The sequence below is a fragment of the Hoyosella levis genome, from assembly GCF_026008515.1.
Lineage (GTDB): Bacteria > Actinomycetota > Actinomycetes > Mycobacteriales > Mycobacteriaceae > Lolliginicoccus > Lolliginicoccus levis.
The window spans coordinates 1-18,481 of the sequence record NZ_BQYM01000005.1 but is presented as its reverse complement, the minus strand read 5'-3'; the positions used below and the strand labels follow the sequence as shown (position 1 = coordinate 18,481).

The 18,481-nt window shown below is 68.1% G+C and carries 14 protein-coding genes; 5 read left to right on the top strand and 9 right to left on the bottom strand.

All coding sequences use genetic code 11. From position 1 onward, the window contains the following. Nucleotides 1-209: 209 nt before the first annotated feature. The 3 genes from QC765_RS06785 to QC765_RS06775 form a co-directional block, all read right to left on the bottom strand. The gene (locus QC765_RS06785) at nucleotides 210-500 is read right to left on the bottom strand and encodes a hypothetical protein (protein ID WP_278313679.1); all 291 of its coding nucleotides are present in this window, start codon (nucleotides 498-500) and stop codon (nucleotides 210-212) included. A gap of 160 nt (nucleotides 501-660) precedes the next feature. Then, nucleotides 661-1,284, bottom strand: coding sequence for a CDP-alcohol phosphatidyltransferase family protein (locus tag QC765_RS06780; protein WP_278313678.1), 624 nt, complete (start codon nucleotides 1,282-1,284; stop codon nucleotides 661-663). Next, on the bottom strand, nucleotides 1,277-1,957 hold the full coding sequence (locus QC765_RS06775) for a TVP38/TMEM64 family protein (RefSeq protein WP_278313677.1): 681 nt from the start codon (nucleotides 1,955-1,957) through the stop codon (nucleotides 1,277-1,279). Before QC765_RS06775 ends, QC765_RS06780 begins: the two co-directional genes overlap by 8 nt. Before the next feature lie 140 nt (nucleotides 1,958-2,097). Between QC765_RS06775 and QC765_RS06770 the strand changes: the two genes are divergently transcribed. The 4 genes from QC765_RS06770 to QC765_RS06755 are packed head-to-tail and all read left to right on the top strand — an operon-like array spanning nucleotide 2,098 to nucleotide 6,025. Beyond that, nucleotides 2,098-3,336, top strand: coding sequence for an ABC transporter substrate-binding protein (locus QC765_RS06770; protein ID WP_278313676.1), 1,239 nt, complete (start codon nucleotides 2,098-2,100; stop codon nucleotides 3,334-3,336). A 6-nt stretch (nucleotides 3,337-3,342) separates the two neighbouring features. Next, nucleotides 3,343-4,161, top strand: coding sequence for an ABC transporter permease subunit (locus tag QC765_RS06765; RefSeq protein WP_278313675.1), 819 nt, complete (start codon nucleotides 3,343-3,345; stop codon nucleotides 4,159-4,161). Next, nucleotides 4,152-4,940 (top strand): ABC transporter permease, encoded by a 789-nt coding sequence (locus tag QC765_RS06760; protein WP_278313674.1) that lies wholly within the window; start codon nucleotides 4,152-4,154, stop codon nucleotides 4,938-4,940. The genes QC765_RS06765 and QC765_RS06760 overlap by 10 nt, the downstream gene beginning before the upstream one ends. Then, nucleotides 4,937-6,025 carry an ABC transporter ATP-binding protein gene (locus QC765_RS06755; protein WP_278313673.1) on the top strand — a complete coding sequence of 363 codons (1,089 nt, stop codon included), beginning with the start codon at nucleotides 4,937-4,939 and terminating at the stop codon, nucleotides 6,023-6,025. Before QC765_RS06760 ends, QC765_RS06755 begins: the two co-directional genes overlap by 4 nt. On the opposite strand, the gene QC765_RS06750 is transcribed toward QC765_RS06755, so the two are convergent. The 6 genes from QC765_RS06750 to QC765_RS06725 all read right to left on the bottom strand — a co-directional run bounded on the left by QC765_RS06750 (nucleotide 6,001) and on the right by QC765_RS06725 (nucleotide 17,151). Next, entirely contained in the window at nucleotides 6,001-6,636 is a 636-nt protein-coding gene (locus tag QC765_RS06750; protein WP_278313672.1) for a DedA family protein, read from the bottom strand. The two genes, QC765_RS06755 and QC765_RS06750, sit on opposite strands and share 25 nt — an antisense overlap. Then, on the bottom strand, nucleotides 6,636-7,730 hold the full coding sequence (locus QC765_RS06745) for a tetratricopeptide repeat-containing glycosyltransferase (protein WP_278313671.1): 1,095 nt from the start codon (nucleotides 7,728-7,730) through the stop codon (nucleotides 6,636-6,638). Before QC765_RS06745 ends, QC765_RS06750 begins: the two co-directional genes overlap by 1 nt. 139 nt (nucleotides 7,731-7,869) lie before the next feature. Then, nucleotides 7,870-9,252, bottom strand: a complete 1,383-nt coding sequence (locus QC765_RS06740) for a collagen-like domain-containing protein (RefSeq protein WP_278313670.1) — start codon at nucleotides 9,250-9,252, stop codon at nucleotides 7,870-7,872. Between the two features lie 174 nt (nucleotides 9,253-9,426). Continuing rightward, nucleotides 9,427-14,439 (bottom strand): DNA repair ATPase, encoded by a 5,013-nt coding sequence (locus tag QC765_RS06735; RefSeq protein ID WP_278313669.1) that lies wholly within the window; start codon nucleotides 14,437-14,439, stop codon nucleotides 9,427-9,429. After that, the gene (locus QC765_RS06730) at nucleotides 14,436-16,436 is read right to left on the bottom strand and encodes a flotillin family protein (RefSeq protein WP_278313668.1); all 2,001 of its coding nucleotides are present in this window, start codon (nucleotides 16,434-16,436) and stop codon (nucleotides 14,436-14,438) included. The genes QC765_RS06735 and QC765_RS06730 overlap by 4 nt, the downstream gene beginning before the upstream one ends. A gap of 67 nt (nucleotides 16,437-16,503) precedes the next feature. After that, nucleotides 16,504-17,151, bottom strand: a complete 648-nt coding sequence (locus QC765_RS06725; RefSeq protein ID WP_278313667.1) for an OB-fold-containig protein — start codon at nucleotides 17,149-17,151, stop codon at nucleotides 16,504-16,506. Between the two features lie 241 nt (nucleotides 17,152-17,392). On the opposite strand from QC765_RS06725, the gene QC765_RS06720 reads away from it, so the two are divergent. Next, on the top strand, nucleotides 17,393-18,322 hold the full coding sequence (locus tag QC765_RS06720) for a mechanosensitive ion channel family protein (RefSeq protein WP_278313666.1): 930 nt from the start codon (nucleotides 17,393-17,395) through the stop codon (nucleotides 18,320-18,322). Nucleotides 18,323-18,481 lie beyond the last annotated feature (159 nt).

Genomic DNA, 18,481 nt, shown 5'->3' with positions numbered 1-18,481 from the left:
GGCAGGTTGCCAGTCGGCGCCTCGCTGGCCAGGGCGCATCCAGGGAATGTGGTCCTGCGGAGCCCTGCCATTGTCCGGGCCGGATGATTGTTGCCTATCGCGGCTCTCGTTCCCGCCCATGAGCAGCCTCCCCCTTCGCTTGGTGCAGGACCCCCATCCTGCCTATCCAGGTTCCCACAATGGCGGCTCCGGGAGATTGTGAGATCGGTCTACTCGCGGGCGCGCTTGACCTCGTCGAAGAACTCTTCGACGCGCGCCGATTCTTCCTCTGGCACGTCGAGGATGACGGGCTTGCTCGCGGGCTCGAGCCCTCCTTCGGTAGCGCGGGCGCCCACCACGATCTCCAGTCCGGCGCGGGTTCGCCGCGCGGTCACGCCGAGGTGCAGCACATGCCAGCGGCGGGATACACCGCCCCGGTCGAATACCTCGAGGACCCGGTTATCGAGGACGAGCACGAATCGATCGGCGACGACGCATTCGCGGTACGGGCGGCTCAGCATGCCTCCGAGCCTAGAGGCTGGGCGGTGGATCCGTGGCCTCGCTGGCCCCGCGCTGTCCCCGCGCTGCCCCCGCGCTGGTGGAAACTTTTCCCGCGCCAGGGAGGATAAGTTTCCACTGGCGGCCAAACACCAGCAGCCGGCAAACTCCCAGCGGCAACAGCTACCGCAGCGCCCGGTACCCCGCGTGGATGCGCCACGCCGCGGTGATGCCGACGACCACCGCCCAGCCGATGGCGATGTGCCAGGCGAGCATGGGCAGGATCAGCCAGAGGCTGTGGACGATGATGGTCTCGGTGCCTTCGGCGAGCCCGCCGAGGAACGACAGCGACCGCCCGTCGTCGAGGGTGCGATGGTGGCGCTCGGCGATGGAGGAGAACGCGAGGAACGCGGCCCCGTTGAGGTAGTAGGCGAGCAGCACGAGCAGGAATGGCCAGAGCGAGACGTCGTAGGCCGCGGATGCGCCGAGGGCGACGCCGACAACAGTGGTGCCGTAGACAACGAAGTCGGCGGTGATGTCGTAGTACCCGCCCGCGCCGCTTTCCGAGCCGGATCTCTGGGCGCGCAGCCGAGCGAGCGGCCCGTCGAGCCCGTCAGCGAGCCGGGATAGCAGCCACAGCAGCAGCGCGAGCGCCCACAGCTGCAACGCGGCGGTGGCGGCGCTGCCGAGACCGAGCAGCAGTCCCGCCGTGGTGATCCGGTCGGGGCTGATCCACGACCGGTCCAGTGCCTTCGCGGCCCAGGCCAGGGGCGCGTCGAGCCGGGCGCGCAGCGGGGCGTCAAGCATGGCCGGCCTCCTTCGCTAGCACGGGCTTGCTGCCGCGCATGCGACGAGCGGAGTAGCTACCGGCGATCGTGAGCACGAGGAACGCGGCGATGGCGGCGAGGAACGGCCAGGAGAGCGGGTCGGTGCCGTATGCGCCGAGCGCGACGTAGCTGAGCACGCCCGGAATGATGCCGATGGCGGTGCCGAGCGTGTAGTGGCGGAAAGTGATGCCGCTGAGCCCGCCCGCGTAGTTGACCAGCCAGAACGGGAACAGCGGGATGAGCCGGGCAAGCAGCACGGAGACGAGTCCACGCTCGCGCAGGAAAGCCACTGCCCGCGCGGTGCGATCACCTCCAAAGCGGGCAACTGCATCCGCGCCGAGGTAGTGGCTGATCGCGTAGGCGGCGGTGGCGGCGATCATGGCGGCGACAAACACGACGACGGCACCGCCGGCGAAGCCGAAGAGAACGCCGCTCGCGATGCTGAACACGCTTGCCGGGGCCGGGGTCAGGCTGAGCCCGGCGTAAGCGAGCACGAAGACCACCACACCGATCAGCCCGGCCGCCGCGACCCGGTCACGAATCTCCTCGGGCCCCGGCACGTCCACGGTGAGGGCGATGATCGTAGCGACGGCGAGCAGCACCGCAAGCATCCCGAGCTTGATGAGCGTGGTGCGCCGGGCTGGGTCGTTCACGATGATCCTCTCGGGTGGGCAGTCCTGTAACGGGAATGCTCCGAACTACCCATAGTGTTCCCGCTGCGCTGTAGTTCCCGCCACAATCGATGGGCCGGGAGGGCAGGAGCGATGACGGATCAAGGACGGCAGGAGCAAGGATGAGGACGAGGCAGCGCCGGGCCGGATGGATGCTCGCGGCAACAGCGACCGCGGGCGCGGTGATGCTGTCTGCTTGTTCTGCTCCCTCCTCGGAGGCACCGACTCCCACCGAGGGGAGCTGGGACGAGATCGTCGAAGCCGCGCAGGGGCAGACGGTGTCGCTGTGGATGTGGGGCGGCGATGAGCAGGGCAACCGCTATGTCGACGAGATCCTCGCTCCGGCGGTGGCCGAGCAGGGGGTGACCTTGCGGCGCGTACCGGTCTCCGACACGGGGGACGCGGTGAACCGGGTCCTCGCCGAGCGGCAGGCCGGCATCACGGATGGCGACATCGACCTCGTCTGGGTCAACGGCGATAACTTCGCCACCGGCAAGCAGGCCGGGGCGTGGCTGTGCGACTGGACCTCCGACCTGCCCAGCATGCAGTACACCGATCCGGATGATCCGCTGCTGCTGTCTGATTTCGGCACGCCAGTCGATGGCTGCGAGGCCCCCTGGCACAAGGCCCAGTTCACCTTGGTCTACGACGAGGCACGCATCGCCGAGCCACCGACGACGCTCGAGGGGGTGCTCGACTGGGCGCGCGAAAACCCCGGTCGGTTCACATACCCCGCGCCCCCCGACTTCACCGGCTCGGTGTTCATCCGGGAAGTCCTCACCCGCGTGTCCAAGGATGTGCCGCTGCAGCACAGCGAGGAAGCCTACGACGAGCATGCCCCCGCGTTGTTCGAGGAACTGAACGATCTCGCTCCCGCGCTGTGGCGGGAGGGCCGCACCTATCCGCAGGACGTCGAGGAGCTCAATCAGCTCTTCGCCGACGGGCAGGTCGACATGACCATGACCTACGGCCCCGCGACGCTGACCGAGCTCGTGGCCAACGGCACGTATCCGGAGACGACCCGGGTGCTCACCCTGGATGAGGGCACCGTGGGCAACGCGAGCTTCCTGGCGATCCCCTCGACCTCGGGCAACAGTGCTGGTGCTCGCGTGGTGGCGAACGTGGCTCTCTCCCCGGAGCAGCAGCTGAGCAAGGCCAAGCCGGAGGTGTGGGGGCAGTTCACGGTGCTCGATCTCGACCGGCTGAGCGCGGCTGACCAAGAGGCGTTCGAGGCGCTGCCTTCGTCGCCGATCGTGCCGCCGTACGAAGAGCTGTCCCGCAACGCGCGGCCCGAGCTGGAGACGGCGTGGGTGCCTGCGCTCGATGAGGGCTGGCGGCGGTCCGTGCTCGCCGGGCAGTAGCCGCGCATGCGCCCGGTGCTGCTCCTGGTGCCCGCATGCGTGCCGGTGGCGCTCGTGCTCGGGGCCGGGCTGGGCACGGCGGCGTTGCAAGCCCTGGGCCTGATGCCCCTGGTAGGCGCGCCAACGCTGACTGCTGACGCGTTCACCGGGCAAGCCGATGATCTTGCCCGCGCATCGCTGGTGTCGGTGTGGATCGCGGCGGCCTCCACCCTCATCGCGGTAGTCGTGGGGCTTGCCGCAGGAGTCGCCATTGCCTCGCGGGGCCGGGTGGTCGCGGTGCTCGCTGCTCTCACCGTGCCCGTGCCGCACCTGATCGGCGCTGCCGCGATCGGCCTGCTCGTCGCGGATTCCGGCTTGCTTGCCCGCCTTCTGGGAATCGAGGGCGCGCAGTGGCCGCAGCTCGTCGGTGGGCCGTGGTGGATCGCGGTGATCCTGGAGTTCGCCTGGAAGGAATCCGCGTTCGTGGCGATCGTGGTGGCGGGCACGCTCGCGACCCGCATCGAGGGCTATTCCGATCTCGCGGCCACCCTGGGCGCGGGGCGGGCCACGCGGTTCCGGCTTGTCACGCTTCCCCTCGCTGCCCCCGCCCTCGCTGCTGCAGCGATGATCACCTTTGTGTATTCGTTTGGCTCGGTGGAGGTTCCGCTGCTGCTGGGCAGGCCGTATCCCGAACCCCTGCCGGTGCTGGCGGTGCGGGTCTTCTCCTCGATCGACCTGGCATCGAGGCCGGATGCGGCGGCCGCGGCCCTAGTGTCGAGCATCATGTCGGTGACGGTGCTGGCGATCGCGCTGGTGCTGGCGCGGAGGTCGTCGCTATGGCGGTAGTGACGCGCGCCCGCCCCCGGATATGGAGGCCGGGACGCTGGCTGCTGGTGGTGTGGTTCGCGCTTCCCCTGGTGCCGCTGGTGCTGTGGGCGGTGGCAAACCAGTGGGCGTTCCCGGCGATCTTGCCGCAGGAATGGGGGCTGCGCGGGGCACGCACCGCGGTGGAAGCGGGGGCGGGCCGAGCCTTCGTGGCATCCACCGTGCTCGGGGCATGCGTGGCGCTGCTAGCGACGCCTGCCGGAATCCTGGCGGGGCGGGCGCTGGCGCTGCATCGAGTACCAGGGCGCGGGGTGGCCGCGGCGCTGTTGCTTGCGCCCCTGGCCTTTCCACCGTTCGCGGTGGCGATGGGCCTGGATGTGCTGTTCCTTCGGCTCGGGGTTCCCGCGTTCGCCGGCGTGGTGCTGATCCTGACGGTTCTGGCGATCCCTTACACGACGTATGTGATGCGGGTGGGCTTCGGCGCCTACGATGTGCGTTTCGAGGAGGAGGCCCGCGTGCTGGGCGCATCACGCTGGTTCGTGGTGTGCCATGTGCAAGCACCCTTGCTGGCCGCACCCGTGGCGACAGCGGCGTTCCTGGCGTTCCTTGTCGGGTGGACGGACTACATCGTGACGCTGCTCATCGGGGGCGGCCGCTTGGTGACGGTGCCGGTGCTTGTGGGTTCCTTTGCATCGGGCACCGGAAACCAGCCCATTACCGCCGCGCTGTCAGTCGGCGCGGTGCTGCCGCCGTTGCTGCTGCTCGTTGCCCTGCTAGCCCTGAGAGGACGCCGATCATGAGCGTGGCACTGCGCCTCGACCACCTGTGCAAGTCCTTTGACGAGCACCTGGTGCTTGATGATGTCTCCCTCGATGTGGAAGCCGGGGAATGCGTCACGGTGCTCGGCCCCTCCGGGGTGGGCAAGTCCACGATCCTGCGGATCATCGCTGGCCTCGATGTCGCGACAACGGGCGGGATCCGCATCGGGGGCCAGGACATGAGCGCGGTCCCGGCCGAGCAGCGCGGCGTCTCGATGATGTTCCAGCAGCCGTTGTTGTTCCCGCACCTCGATGTGCTCGACAACGTCGCCTTCGCCGCTCGCGCAGCCGGGAAGGGCCGGAGGGCAGCGCGCGACCATGCCCGCGAATACCTGCAGGTGGTGCAGCTCGGGATGCTTGCTCACCGGCGAGCGGGCGCGCTCTCCGGCGGGCAGGCGCAACGGGTGGCCCTCGCGCGTGCGCTCGCGGCCACGCCTCGGGTGCTGCTGCTCGATGAGCCGTTCAGCGCGCTCGACCCCACGCTGCGCAGCGAGATGCATGACCTGCTGCGTAAGGTGCGGGCCGAGCTCAGGCCCACGATCGTGCTGGTGACCCACGACCAGGAGGAGGCGGCCGTGCTATCCGATCGCGTCGCCGTGCTGCTCGAGGCCCGGTTCGCGCAGGTAGCCGAGCCACGCGAGATCTATACCCGGCCGACCACTCTTGCCGTGCACCGCATGATGGGCGGGCTCAATGAGATCCCCGGGACGCTGCACCGGCTTGGCGACAGCATGGTGCACCGCAGCGTCCTCGGTGAGTACGTCGTCAACACGGTCCTGGACCCAGGACAAGCGACACTGGTGTTCCGGCACGAGTCCGCGCGCATCGACAGCGAAGCCACAGCAGGAACCATCACGGGAACGGTCGCAGAGGCCCGTGTGATGGGCGCTCGGCAACGCCTGCGGATCGATCCCGCCGCAGGAGAAGCCAGCGTGTGGGCGGAGGTCGATCTCGCCCAGCCATTCCCCCCAGGAGCTCCGATCACCCTCTACGTTCCGGTCGAAGCACGCCACGTCATGCCGGGAATAGCTGACCGCACGGCCTACCGCGGAGTGGCCGATTGGTGAGCCTTGTGCCGGACCGTTCCCGCCAGGACCACGATCAGCACTACGGTGCCACTTATGACCAGCACGGACATGCCCGGATAGCGGCGCGCCAGCTCCCCCGCGACCGCGCCCAGCGTCACGTAGATCGCCACCCAGCCCAGGCTGCCCAGGCACCACCAACGAATCATCATCAAGTAGGGCACCCGCAGCGCGCCGGCGGTGAACGGCGTCAGCGCGAACACCACGGGGATGAATACCGCCACCATGATCGTGGGACCACCACCGTCGCCTTGCAGGTAGCTCTCGGCACGGTTCCACCGCTTCTCCCCCACCGCACGGCCTAGCCGGGAGCGACGGATCCCCGGCCCCCACCGCGAGCCCAGCACGTACGAGCCGGAAGCACCGATGAAGCAGCCCACCACACCGCCCGCGACCACGATCCCCCACTCGGCCGGGCCGGACACCGTCATGCCGGCGAGCACCAACGACAGATCACCCGGCAGCAGCAAGCCGACGAGGAAGGTCGTCTGGATGATCAGCAACCCGCACAGGATGAGTCCGACGACCACGGGCGGCTGGCCAGCAAGGGCGTCGAACAACTCATTGATCGACCCACTGTCACCATGGGGCATCACTCCATCCTGGCACGAAGCACCGACGAGCGCGGAGTGGGGACATCCGCTGGCGGCGCGGCTTGCGGCGCGGAGAACTCACGATTTCGCAGCGTCTGATCCCGGAAGCGTGCAGGCAGATCGTCCATGGCCAGGAGCTCGTCGCACGCGCGCAGCGAGGCCGCACGATCCCCCACCCAATACGAGGTGATCGAGAACTCGAACAGCAACCCCCAGCGATAGATCCAGGGGCTCATGAAAAGCACGTCGTCGGGAATCGGTCGTCCCAGGCCAGCAACCGCGAACGCGTGGGCAGCCTGGTGATTCCCTTTGGCTCGCAGTCGTGACGCGAGCTCGTAGCAGGCCTCCAAGCGCTGCGGCCGGGCTTCCCACGCGCGCGTGAGCGCATCCATGCCCGCGCCCCAATTGCCACGATCGGACTCGAGCACACCGACCTGCAGCAACGAGTAGCAGACTTCCTCGGCCCAGCCGCCCATCGACGCTCGCCGCGAATACAGTTCGATAGCCCGCTGCGTGTTTCCCATGTCCCGCATCGTCTGCGCGAGATAGAACACTGCACGTGCATTCCCGGGATCACGATCAATATCCTGCTGAAGCAAACGCGCATCCCGCTCGAACTTGTCCGCCCGGGAACCACCATCCGCGAAATGCTCCACCACCCACGCGTCCAGGTTCGCGGAGCTGACCGCACGGTCGGCCGTGATGTACTCATGCGTCGCACCCACATAGCGCCAGTCGATATCGCCGCGCACCAGCCTGCGGTTTCGATACAGCAATTCACCCGCGTGCTGGACCATGAAGCTATCCGCCCGAAGCTCCGGCAACGGGCCCTCGATCCGCACCACGATGTCGGCATCGATAAGTAGCAGAAAATCGGCCTTGCCGCGCGCATGCCGCAAGTTCAGGGAACGATTGTGCCCAAAATCAACCCACTCGTCCTCATGCAGCTCCCCTGGAATATCAGCGAGAAACTCTCGGATGATGCCCTGCGTGCCATCAGCGGAGCCTGTATCCGAGATCACCCAGAAATCAATGAGCGGCTTCACCGACGCGAGGCAGCGCTCAATGACTTTCGCCTCATCCTTGACGATCATGCAGAGGCAAATCGTGGGGCGATTCACTACCGTTTCCCTTCGTGTCACACTCGCCCGAGGTCGACCGGACGCTACCTACTACTGAGATGGGACAGCAGGGGCACGAGAAGAACCTTCCCTCGCCCCTGCCGCTGACCGATCACGCAGACGGTGAGAAGCAGACCGTCGAGGTGTAGACCGTGCTGAGCGCAGCAACGCTGGTTCGGAACTGCCACCGACTTGGGTCGCCATCAGCCTGATTGGTCTCGCTGATACTGACGGATACCGGCAATCCTCCCAAGGTCACACGGATCATGCCGTTGATCGCCTCATAGCCTGCCGGGCATGCCGGGGTGGTGTAGAGGCCAAACAAACTAACCCCAACGAACTGGGATGCCTCCGCCGTGATGATGACATCCGAGGCCGGGCCTGTCGGACCGGTCGGACCAGTGTCGCCCTGCGCGCCGTCGGCACCGGTCGGGCCGGTATCGCCCTGCACGCCCTGGGGCCCTGCCTCGCCCGTCGGACCAGTTGGCCCGGTCTCGCCCTGCACGCCCTGCACGCCGTCGGCACCGGTCGGACCGGTATCACCCTGCACGCCCTGCGGCCCCTCCGCGCCCGTCGGACCAGTCGGACCAGTGTCGCCCTGCGCGCCGTCGGCACCGGTCGGGCCGGTATCGCCCTGCACGCCCTGCGGCCCCTCGGCACCAGTCGGACCTGTCGCGCCATCCGCGCCCGTCGGACCGGTATCGCCCTGCACGCCCTGCGGCCCTGCCTCGCCCGTCGGACCAGTCGGACCAGTGTCGCCCTGCGCGCCGTCGGCACCGGTCGGACCTGTCGCGCCATCCGCGCCCGTCGGACCAGTATCGCCCTGCACGCCCTGGGGCCCTGCCTCGCCCGTCGGACCAGTTGGCCCGGTCTCGCCCTGCACGCCCTGCACGCCGTCGGCACCGGTCGGACCGGTATCACCCTGCACGCCCTGCGGCCCCTCCGCGCCCGTCGGACCAGTCGGACCAGTGTCGCCCTGCGCGCCGTCGGCACCGGTCGGACCGGTATCACCCTGCGCGCCATCCGCACCGGTGGGCCCAGCCGGACCCTGCGGGCCCTCCGCGCCCGTCGGGCCCGTGTCACCCTGCAGACCCTGCGGGCCTGCCTCGCCCGTCGGACCTGCTGGCCCTGTCTCGCCCTGCGGCCCCGTCGGCCCGGTATCGCCCTGTGGACCTGCCGGGCCCTGCTCGCCCTGCGGTCCTTCCGGCCCAGCTGGTCCCGTCGGACCTGTGGGACCCGTCGGACCGAGCGGGCATTCGGTGCTGGAGGATCCCGATGAGCCAGCCGATCCGAGAGCAAGAGAGCCTACGGATCCGGTAGTCGAGCCCGCAGAGCCACTGGAGGTGCCGCAGTCCACGAGCGAGGCGGAGCTGACGGTGTTCTCGATGGTGACATCGTTTCCGCTGTGGAGGGCGGCCACACCGAGCGCGAGGAACGCGTTGCCGGCAATCATGCTCGCGGCGATGAGGGCAGGTTTTCTGGTGCGGCGGTTCATGCGGGGCTCCACTCGAGATGGGTTGCGTGGGTGTCGAAGCCCACTGCATCACGCTGCGGTGCCAGAAATCGGGAGCGGCCCCCGATGGTTAGTGATCTGAAACACGTTTGTTGCAGTAACTAACAAACACCTTGACACCGCGCCGAACCCACTGCGCCCCAAACGAAGTGCGCGCTAGCTCTCGCGCAGGGCCGCTTCGATGCCGCCGACTCGATCAGCAAGCAGCCCTACAGCTCCGACCGCCCGGGTCATGGGGTCGTCCTCCGCTCCGCCGAGCGCCTGGGCACGCAGGTAGCCAGCCTTAACGTCGTTCCAGCGTTGCTGCTGCTCTGGGGTCAGCCGTCCGCGCAGCTCGGCGAGCTTGAGGAGGTTGGCCTCGGCACCGGAGGTGAGGGTCTGGGCCTCGCCAAGGTAGTGGTCGTCGATCACGTTCTCGAGCTCCTCGGTGTTCATGACGGGGGCGATGCGCCCGGCGAGCTTGGTCATGTTGCGGTAGGAGCCCTGCAGCTGGAAGGGCGGTTCGGTGCGATTGCTGTCGGCGGTGGCGGCGGAGGCGATGTAGGCCTTGTTGACGGCGAGCAGGGTGCGCTGCACGTGCAACATCTTGCGGAGGACGGACAGCACATCGTCGAGCTCGGCCGCCGAGTAGGGGTGGTGGAGCTGGTCGGGCCGGGCAGTGGTGTCGTCGCTGGCGAGCCGGACGAGCAGGTCGAGGTCGGTGCGCTCGCGGGCGGCGATCGGAGCGAGGACGGGGTTGGAGGTCAGCGCGTTCTCGATGTAGGAGAGCCCGAAGAGGTGTTCCTTGCCGGAGAGCACGTCGCCGAGGTTCCACACGTCGGCGCGGTTGGCGAGCATGTCGGGGATGCGGAAGCGCTTGCCCTGCTCGGTGTAGGGGTTGCCGGCCATGCAGACGGCGAAACGCTTGCCACGCATGTCGTAGGTGCGGGTGCGGCCGTTCCAGATTCCCTCCATGCGCCGCTGCGCGTCGCAGAGGGAGATGAACTTCTGCAGCAGCTCGGGGTTGGTGTGCTGGATGTCGTCGAGATAGAGCAGCACGTTGTTGCCCATCTCGAGGGCGAAGTTGATCTTCTCGACTTCCTGGCGGGCGGTGGCGTTCGGCGCCTCGGCCGGGTCGACGGAGGTGACGTGATGGCCGAGGGCGGGGCCGTTGACCTTGACGAACACGAGCCCCAGCCGGTTGGCGACGTATTCCATGAGGGTCGTCTTGCCGTATCCGGGGGGCGAGATGAGCAGGAGCAGCCCGGATTGGTCGGTGCGGCGGTCGTCGCCGGTGGTGCCAAGCTGCTTGGCGAGGTTGTCCCCGATCAGGGGCAGGTAGGCGTCGTCGAGGAGCCGGTTGCGCACGAATCCGCTCATGACTGTGGGCTTGTACTCATCGAGGCGCAGCCGGTGCCGCTCGGCGGCGATGAGCTGGTTGCGTTGCTGCTGGAAGTCGCGGAATCCGGGGACCCTGCGGGCCTGGTGGTCGCGGATGCGGGCGAGCACCTCATCAAGCCGCAGGTCGAGGGCACGTTCGCGGATGCGGGGGTGCGAGCCGAGCATGGGCGTGGCGGTAGCGGCAAGCTCTGCGGACGACTCGTACCGCTCAAGGCGGGTGCCGGTGGTCTCCATCGCGATGGCCTCGGCGAGGTCAGCGGTGTGCTCGGTGTCGTCGCTGGTGGCGAGGTAGGCGGCGAGCCATGCCCGCACCAGTTGATGCCGCGCGGTGGCATCGTGCTCGAGGGCGCGGAGATCGGTGTCATAGTCCTGGCGGGACTTGGCGACCGCGCCGCCGAGCGCGCGGTGGAAGCGGTCGAGCAGGGCGCGGGCGCCTGCGCTGGAGACGAAGCGCGGCTTGCCGTGGGCGAGCTCCTCCATGAGGTACTCGCCGGCAAGGGTGGCGAGCTGTGGGTCGTTCCCCTCACCGAGCGGCAGGCCGAGCGTGGTGTGGAACCCGGCGATCGCGGTGGCGAGCTCGTCGGTGAGCGAGGCGAGCGCGGGCGTCGAGCCGAAGGCGGCGCGGGCGCGGGCCAGCGATGCGGCGCGCACGGTCCAGGCCTGCTGGGCTGCTTGTGCATCGTCGCGGACATCGCCGAGGTGGGCCCAGAACAAATGCGCGGCGGCTCGTGCGGCCGCGGGGTAGCGGAGCAGTCCGGCTCCGGCGTGCAGGCGCAGCAGCTCGGCGAGGATGCGGGTTGCGTCATGGTCGTGGACGCCACGCTCGTAGCCCTCGTCGTAGCGTGCCTCCGCGGCCCGGCGAACGTGCTGGTCGAGCTGCTTGTCAGTGACGGGGTCCTCGTGGAGCTCGTCGAGGGTGCCGTTGGATTCGGCGGCGAGCAGCAGCGATGCCGCGAGGTACTCGCCCCGGTAGACCTCAGTGGTCTCGGAGACGAGTAGCTGGTCCCAGTAGGGCCGGGTGCGGGCGAAACCAGGGTCGGTGACATCGTCGCGGTAGTCGGTCGCGGTGATGGCGAAGGCCATGCGCGTTTCGCCGTCCATGGTGTGCGGCACGAGAGTCAAGTCGGTGGCCTGGGTGTTGATGGCGAACTGGTGGCGCCCGAGCCGAATGGTGTCCCCGCCGGCGCCGTAGAGGTCCTGCCGGTCGAGCAGCGACCGTCCAGCTTCCTGCCGCGCTGCCTTGATGCGCCCATCGATCTCCTCGGCGCGCACCGTGTCTCCGAGCTCGCGCAATTCCGCACCGAGGGCGCGCAGCTTGGCGACCATCGGGTCGGAGGCGAAGTAGGTGTTGATGTCGTCGACGCTGTCCATCCCGGCGACACGCTTGGTGACGGAGCCGAGGATGCGCTGCGCGGAATCAACGAGGCGGTCGGCGCGGCGGGAACGCTCGTCGAGGAGGGTCTGCTTGCGCGACGAGAATGCCTCGTAGACGTCCTCGCGCTTGCGGGAGAGCTCGTCGAGGAAGTCATCGAACTCGCTGAACCGTGATTCGAGGTTCTCGAGCTGCAGCATGAGCCGGCCCAGCTGCTCATCACAGGTGTCGGGGGTGGTGGCGGCGGCGAGGGCACCGGTGATGGCCTGGCCGAGGAGCCCGAACTCGGCGGCGAACTCGGCACGGCCCTCCCGGTCGAGGAGCTGCTTGCGGCGGGCCTCGACGGTGGCACGCGCGCGGTTCACCGCGGCGAGCACCTCGCTGATGCTCTCGAGGATGCGGGTGCGCACCACGGCATCACCGACGTCGAGGGAGGAGACGATACGCGTGACCACCTGCAGCCCATCGGATTGGGTGGCGAGCCGTTCGGTGACGGGGCGTGCCTCGGCGACGGAGGCGAGAGCGCCGGCCTGCTCGATGAGCTCGTTGATCTCGCGGTGGAAAGTGTCGAAGGCATCGTCGCGGCTGAAGAAGTCGACAGCGCGCTGGCCGGATTCGTCGAGGGCCTCGCGCAGGTCCTCATCGAGCTGATCGAGCCGCGAGGTGTCCACATGCCGCATGTCGCGCAGCGTGACGAGGTGGCCCTGCTCGCGGCGCAGGTCTGACAGCAGGGTCACCCAGGCGTCGGCGGTGCGGGGGGCGCTGCCGCGGCTCATGCGGATGAGGCTGGCGATGCGGGTGGCGGATTCCTCGACGGACCGGTTGGCCTGCGCCGTGAGGGCGGTGACCTTCTCGAACTCGTCGAGCACGCGCTCAGCAGTGGCGCGGACCTGCCCGATCGGCTCGCCGAGGGAGCCAAGCTCAGGGTCGCCGAGCCAGTGGTAGCGGTCGGTAGCGCGCCCGCACTCCGCGATGATCGCCTCGAACACGGCGGTGGCGGGCGCCATCTCGGTGACCATGCGGGCCAGCGACAAGGCATCGGAGATGCCGCGCACGAGTTCTGCGTTGCCGATGCGCTCAAGAGGCCCATTGCCGACGGGCTGGGCGGCGGCGTACTCGTCGGACTGGAAGGGCGTGCTCCATACCTGCATGGGGTGCACGCGGGTGGGCTCGTCGGAACCCGCGCGGAACACGACGAGGGTGCCGTCGTTGAACAGCGAATAGCCGTGGCACGGCAAGGGCGTGGCGATTTCCTTGCGGATCACGTTGTAGGGCAGCAGCAGTGTCCTGCCCTCGCTGCGGGCGTGGAAGACAAAGACGACGTCCTCGCCGTTGCTCGAGCGGATGAGGCGCTCGTACTCGAGATCGGTGGTGTCGGTGTCGAAGGTGCGGGCCACGCCGGTGGCGAGATAGAAGCCGCCGGGGAAGATGATGCCGTGGTCCTCGGGCAGCCTTCGGCAGGCCTGGCCGATGCCATCGAGCCGGGCGATGTCGTGGGTGCGGGTATTGAACACCAGGTAGCGCCAGGTTCGTTCGTTGTACGGCTTGATCTTGAGCAGGATGAGCGGCCCCACCTGGGCGTAGTGGACGTCCGCGTCGGCGAGGCTCTGCAGCGGCTCGTCGACGGGCTCCTCGTAGATGCCCTCGCCGGTCTCGGTGTTGTCCTCGACCTTGATAGTCAGGTGGCCGCCGACGGTCTCGACGAACACCGTGTCGAGGATGGAGATGTGGGGGTGCCGGCCGAGCACGTGGTCGGCGCGGGTGGTCTCGACCCATTCGAAGTCATGCTGGGGCGGGAACTCATGGTCGCGCTCGCCCCGGTTGTCCTGGTAGGCGAGGCTGCCATCGGCGTTGATGCGCCAGCGCAGCACCTTGATGTCATCGGTGCGGGCACCGGTCTGGAAGACCGCGAGCAGCTTGGTTTCAGTGCGGCGCAGTTGCAGCAGCCGCGTCTCGCGGTAGTAGCGGTACAGCTCCGAGAAGTGCCGCAGGAAGGCAGGATCGTCGAGCAGGCCCGGCAGCTCGCCGCTGGCATCGGCGAAGGTGAACGTCTCGCCATCGCGGGCGAAGCGGTGCAGGGCGAAGACGTCGGATACCGCGGTCTCGGACTTGAGCCCGATGAACACGTTGTAGCCGAACAGCATGATCCCGCCGTGCAGGTCGCCCTTGAGCGGCACGGCAACGATGTCGCGGGGCACGCAATTGTTCTCGGTGCGGATGCGCTCGCTGCCGAGCAGGGCGATCTCGGTGCCACCGAACGTTTCCACGCGGCGGGCATTGAGCTGCCTGGCCCGGCCCGCGAGCTCGCCGGAATGCTCAACGAGCCGGGCGCGCAGGACCTCATAGGTTCCGGCGTCGAGCGCGTCCCGGCCCGCTGCCTCGTCGGCGGCGCCAGCTGGGCCCTGCGGCGGGGTCATGGCTGCTTGGGCGCGAGGGCGGCGTCAGCGATGCCGAGCTTGCGGGCACCGGAGAGCAGCTGCTCGAACTGCCCCTTGTGCGGTCCACCTTCCTTGATGAGCCGCAGCAGCAGCGCCGAGACCGTCAGGTTCTTGACGTCCTCGGTCCCGGCGCCAGCGAGCGCCTTGGCGAGATCGTCACTGAAGCTCTGGGAGCCATCGAGCCAATCGCCACCGAGCGTGCGGGCAACATCGGAGTGCTCGACGAAGCCATCGACGCTCTTGCCCATCGCGATGGAGCCGAGGAGCCGGTCGAAGAAGACGCTCTCGCCGCCGACGATGCTGATATCGGCCTCCTTGAGACCCGCCACGAGCACGGCGGCCTGCTGCTCCGCGACCTGGCGCTGCACGTCGATGCTGGCGAGACGGATATCCTTCTCCATCTCGAGCCGCAGCCGGTATTCCTCGTGCTCGCGGGTGGCGGCGTCGAGCTTCGACATGGCGTCTGCCTTCTCGGTGAGGCCCTCGGACTCCGCGCGCATCTTCTCGCGCATGCCTTCCGCCGCAGCAAGGGCCTTCTCGCGATCAACCTGCGCCTGTGCGCGCCCTTCCTTCTCGATGACCTCCGCGGCGCGCTCGCGGACCTGCACGTCGGCGAGGCCGGTCGCGGCGGATTCTGCCTGGGTTCCCTCGGCGAGCCGGATCTTGGCGCGCGCTTCGAGCTCCGCGGACTGCTGGGCGGCTTCCGCGAGGGTGAGGCGTTCCTTCGCCTTGTGCTTGGCGGAGACCTCCGCTGCCTCGGCAGCCTTGATGTCCTTGACGAGGTCCTGCTGCGCCTCGGCCTCGGCACGGATGATGATGGCCTGGCGATCACGCTCCGCGGCCTCGACGGCGCGGAGGCGGTTGATGCTCTCCTCCTGCTCGGCCACGGTCTTGTCGACGGCCACACGCTCGCGGACGGCCTCGGAGACGCTGCGCCTCTCCGTCTCCACCTCGCGGTCCTTGGCGATGCGCTGCAGCTCGGTCTCGCGCTCCCGGTTGATGACCTCGAGGAGGCGGTCCTTCTCGATGCGCTCCGACTCGACAGCGATGACGCGCTCGCGGTTCTTCTCCGCCACGGCGATCTCGCGCTGCTGGTTCTGCTCCTGCACGCCCACGGTCTCGTCGGTGCGGATACGGGCGGTCTCCGACTTGAGCCGCTCCTCGGCCTGCACGCGCTGCGTCTCGGCGACCTCGCGCATCCGCACGGTGTCGACCTCGCGCTTCTGCTTGGCCTCGGCATCGGCTTGCTGCCGCTCGAGCTCGAGGATGGCCTCGCGCGCCTCGACGTCCTGGCGCTTGATCTCCTTCTCCTCGTTGCGCCGATAGTCGTTGGTGCCGATGTTCTCGATGGCGGTGAGCTCGGTGATCTTGCGGATGCCCTGGGCATCGAGGATGTTCTTCGAGTCGAGCTGCGACATCGGCGTCTGCTCGAGGTAGTCGATCGCCGCGTCCTCGAGGCTGTAGCCGTTGAGGTCGGTACCGATGACGCGGATGATCTGGTCGCGGAACTCGTCACGCTTGGTGTAGAGGTCAACGAAGTCGAGATGCTTGCCGACGGTCTTGAGCCCCTCGGAGAACTTCGCGTTGAACAGGGTCTGCATCGTCGTCTGGTCGCTGGCCCGCTCGGTCCCGATGGCCTGCGCGACCTTGATGACGTCCTCGGCGGTCTTGTTGACCCGCACGAAGAAGGTGATGCGGATGTCAGCGCGGATATTGTCGCGGCAGATCAGGCCATCATGACCGACCCGCTCGATCTCGATCGTCTTGACCGAGATGTCCATCGTCTCGGCCTTGTGCAGGATCGGCAGCACCACCGCGCCAGTGAAGGTCACCTCCACGGTGCGCAGCTTCGAGATGATGAGGGCGCTGCCCTGCGGCACCTTCTTGTAGAGGCGGGTGACCATGAATGCCACCGCGAGCAGGATGACGAGAACTATGGCGATAACCACGCCCAGGCTGGTGGCGATCACATCCACGGACTGCCCTCATTTCATCTCTCGGCGACCCCCGTCCGGGCGTCGCGACAATCTGGAAGACCTAGCGTCAGGTGTAGTGGCCCAGCGAAGGGTCCACCGGGCATACCCAGAAGAACTCGCCCTCGCCGTCGTAGTCGTAGATCAAGGCAGTGCTGCCGGAGCGCAGCTCGCTGTCCGCCGCGTGCTCGGGGGTCTGGCGCACCTGGATCAGCGCCGTCGAGCCGTCCTTGGACGTGATCTCGGCCTGCCCGAAGTCCGGTGCCACGGTGCTCGTGCGCACCACGCATAGCTTGCCGACGAAATCCGAGCGGCTCGGTGCTGCCGCGTGATGGAAGATGCGTCGCAGCGGTGCCGCGCCCAGCCGGGCCGCCACCAGGCCGATCAGCGCGGCGGCCACCAGGATCCCGAGCAGCGCTAGACCGCCAACCAGGCCACCGAGGCCCGTTGATTCCAGGACGACGACGCCGACGATGCTCGCGAACCACGCCGCCAGCACGAACAGCGACAGCAGGATCGTCAGCGGCACGCCTTCGAGGCCCAAGGACTTGAGGATCCCCGTGTCTTCGGGGCTCACATCGACATCCGCATCGCCATCGAGCAGGTCCAGCGCCGCGCCGCCAACCAGGACGAGCACCCAGTAGGCAAGGACCACGAGCAGCGCGAAGGTGAAGACGACCGCGGGGAAGCCCAGCGCAGCATCCAGCAGACCACCCACGAACGCTCCTCCCCGGCGCTGGAATCCCCGCGCACGTGCATGCTGCCGAATTTCAAGCTGCGTTATCGCGTACAGCCCCCTGGCAAGGATCGTTCCATAGCACCGCTGACCGCACAACCGGAAGGGGCTGCTGCTGGGGACGCCCGGCCGCGAGTGTGCGAAAAGCGACCGCTCCCGTGCTCAAGGCTGTCGTTCTTCGCACACTCGCCGGGCGCATGGCGGCACGCGCTAGGGTGGCGGCGTGGGTGTGGAATTCTCGCGCGAGTCCATCGAGATCTTCGGCGTGACCCTCGTCGGGGTGAACAGCACCACCCTGGTGAAGCTCGCGTTCAGCATTCTCCTCATCGGGGTCGTGCTGCTCGTCCGTCGCATCGTGATCGCGCTCGGTGATCGCGTCCTGCCCGGAGCGAGCAGGCGCGGTCGCTTCTGGAAGCGGCAAACGATCCTGCTGATCACGACCATCATCCTGGCTATCGGCCTGGTCTCGATCTGGGCCACCCCGGGAACGGATCTCGGCGTGATGATCGGGCTCATCACCGCTGGGCTGGCGTTCGCGCTGCAGAAGGTGATCACCTCGCTCGCGGCATACTTCGTGATCCTGCGCGGAGCGACGTTCTCCGTGGGCGATCGCATCACGATGGGCGGTGTCCGCGGCGACGTCGTGCGGCTCGGGTTCCTCCGCACCACCGTCATGGAGATGGGAAAGCCGCCGACCGCGCGCGGATCCACCGGGGAATCCTGGGTGCACTCCCGCCAATACACCGGCCGGGTCGTCACCGTGGCCAACAGCGCGATCTTCGACCAGCCCGTGTTCAACTACACCCGCGAGTTCCCGTACCTGTGGGAGGAGATCAGCATCCCGCTCCCCCACGATGCCGATCGCGAAACGGTAGCCAGGGTGCTCCGCGAGGCCGCGTCCCGGCACGCGGTGACCGATCCCGGTGACGTGCAGCGCTCGCTGCTTCGGATGAGGGGACGATTCCTGCTCGAGGACACCAGCACCGAGCCCACGGTGTACTGCCGGATCGGCGCCGACTGCCTGGAGATGGCGGTCCGGTTCGTCACTCCGATCCGCGGCGTGCGGGCCATCACCAGCGCCATCACCAGCGATGTGCTCGATGGCCTCACCGAGGAAGGCATTCAGCTCCTGATCGTCGGGCCTGGCGGCTGACGGGTGGCGCCCGACTCGTGCCCCATGAGTCCCGCACCTCCCCTGAGCCCCACGAGTGTGCGAAAAACGACCGCTCCCGTGCGGCGGATTCAGGGAGCCATCGCAACACCCCTGGCTGAAGGGGCATGCTGATGGCGAGGAAGATTCCGTGGGAGGTCC

What these genes read in the sequence shown, in the direction of transcription:
- QC765_RS06785 (WP_278313679.1), bottom strand. Translation starts at nt 500, where the DNA reads ATGCTGAGCCGCCCGTACCGCGAATGCGTCGTCGCCGATCGATTCGTG.
- QC765_RS06740 (WP_278313670.1), bottom strand. Translation starts at nt 9,252, where the DNA reads ATGAACCGCCGCACCAGAAAACCTGCCCTCATCGCCGCGAGCATGATT.
- QC765_RS06750 (WP_278313672.1), bottom strand. Translation starts at nt 6,636, where the DNA reads ATGCCCCATGGTGACAGTGGGTCGATCAATGAGTTGTTCGACGCCCTT.
- QC765_RS06745 (WP_278313671.1), bottom strand. Translation starts at nt 7,730, where the DNA reads ATGATCGTCAAGGATGAGGCGAAAGTCATTGAGCGCTGCCTCGCGTCG.
- QC765_RS06735 (WP_278313669.1), bottom strand. Translation starts at nt 14,439, where the DNA reads ATGACCCCGCCGCAGGGCCCAGCTGGCGCCGCCGACGAGGCAGCGGGC.
- QC765_RS06760 (WP_278313674.1), top strand. Translation starts at nt 4,152, where the DNA reads ATGGCGGTAGTGACGCGCGCCCGCCCCCGGATATGGAGGCCGGGACGC.
- QC765_RS06755 (WP_278313673.1), top strand. Translation starts at nt 4,937, where the DNA reads ATGAGCGTGGCACTGCGCCTCGACCACCTGTGCAAGTCCTTTGACGAG.
- QC765_RS06780 (WP_278313678.1), bottom strand. Translation starts at nt 1,284, where the DNA reads ATGCTTGACGCCCCGCTGCGCGCCCGGCTCGACGCGCCCCTGGCCTGG.
- QC765_RS06765 (WP_278313675.1), top strand. Translation starts at nt 3,343, where the DNA reads ATGCGCCCGGTGCTGCTCCTGGTGCCCGCATGCGTGCCGGTGGCGCTC.
- QC765_RS06770 (WP_278313676.1), top strand. Translation starts at nt 2,098, where the DNA reads ATGAGGACGAGGCAGCGCCGGGCCGGATGGATGCTCGCGGCAACAGCG.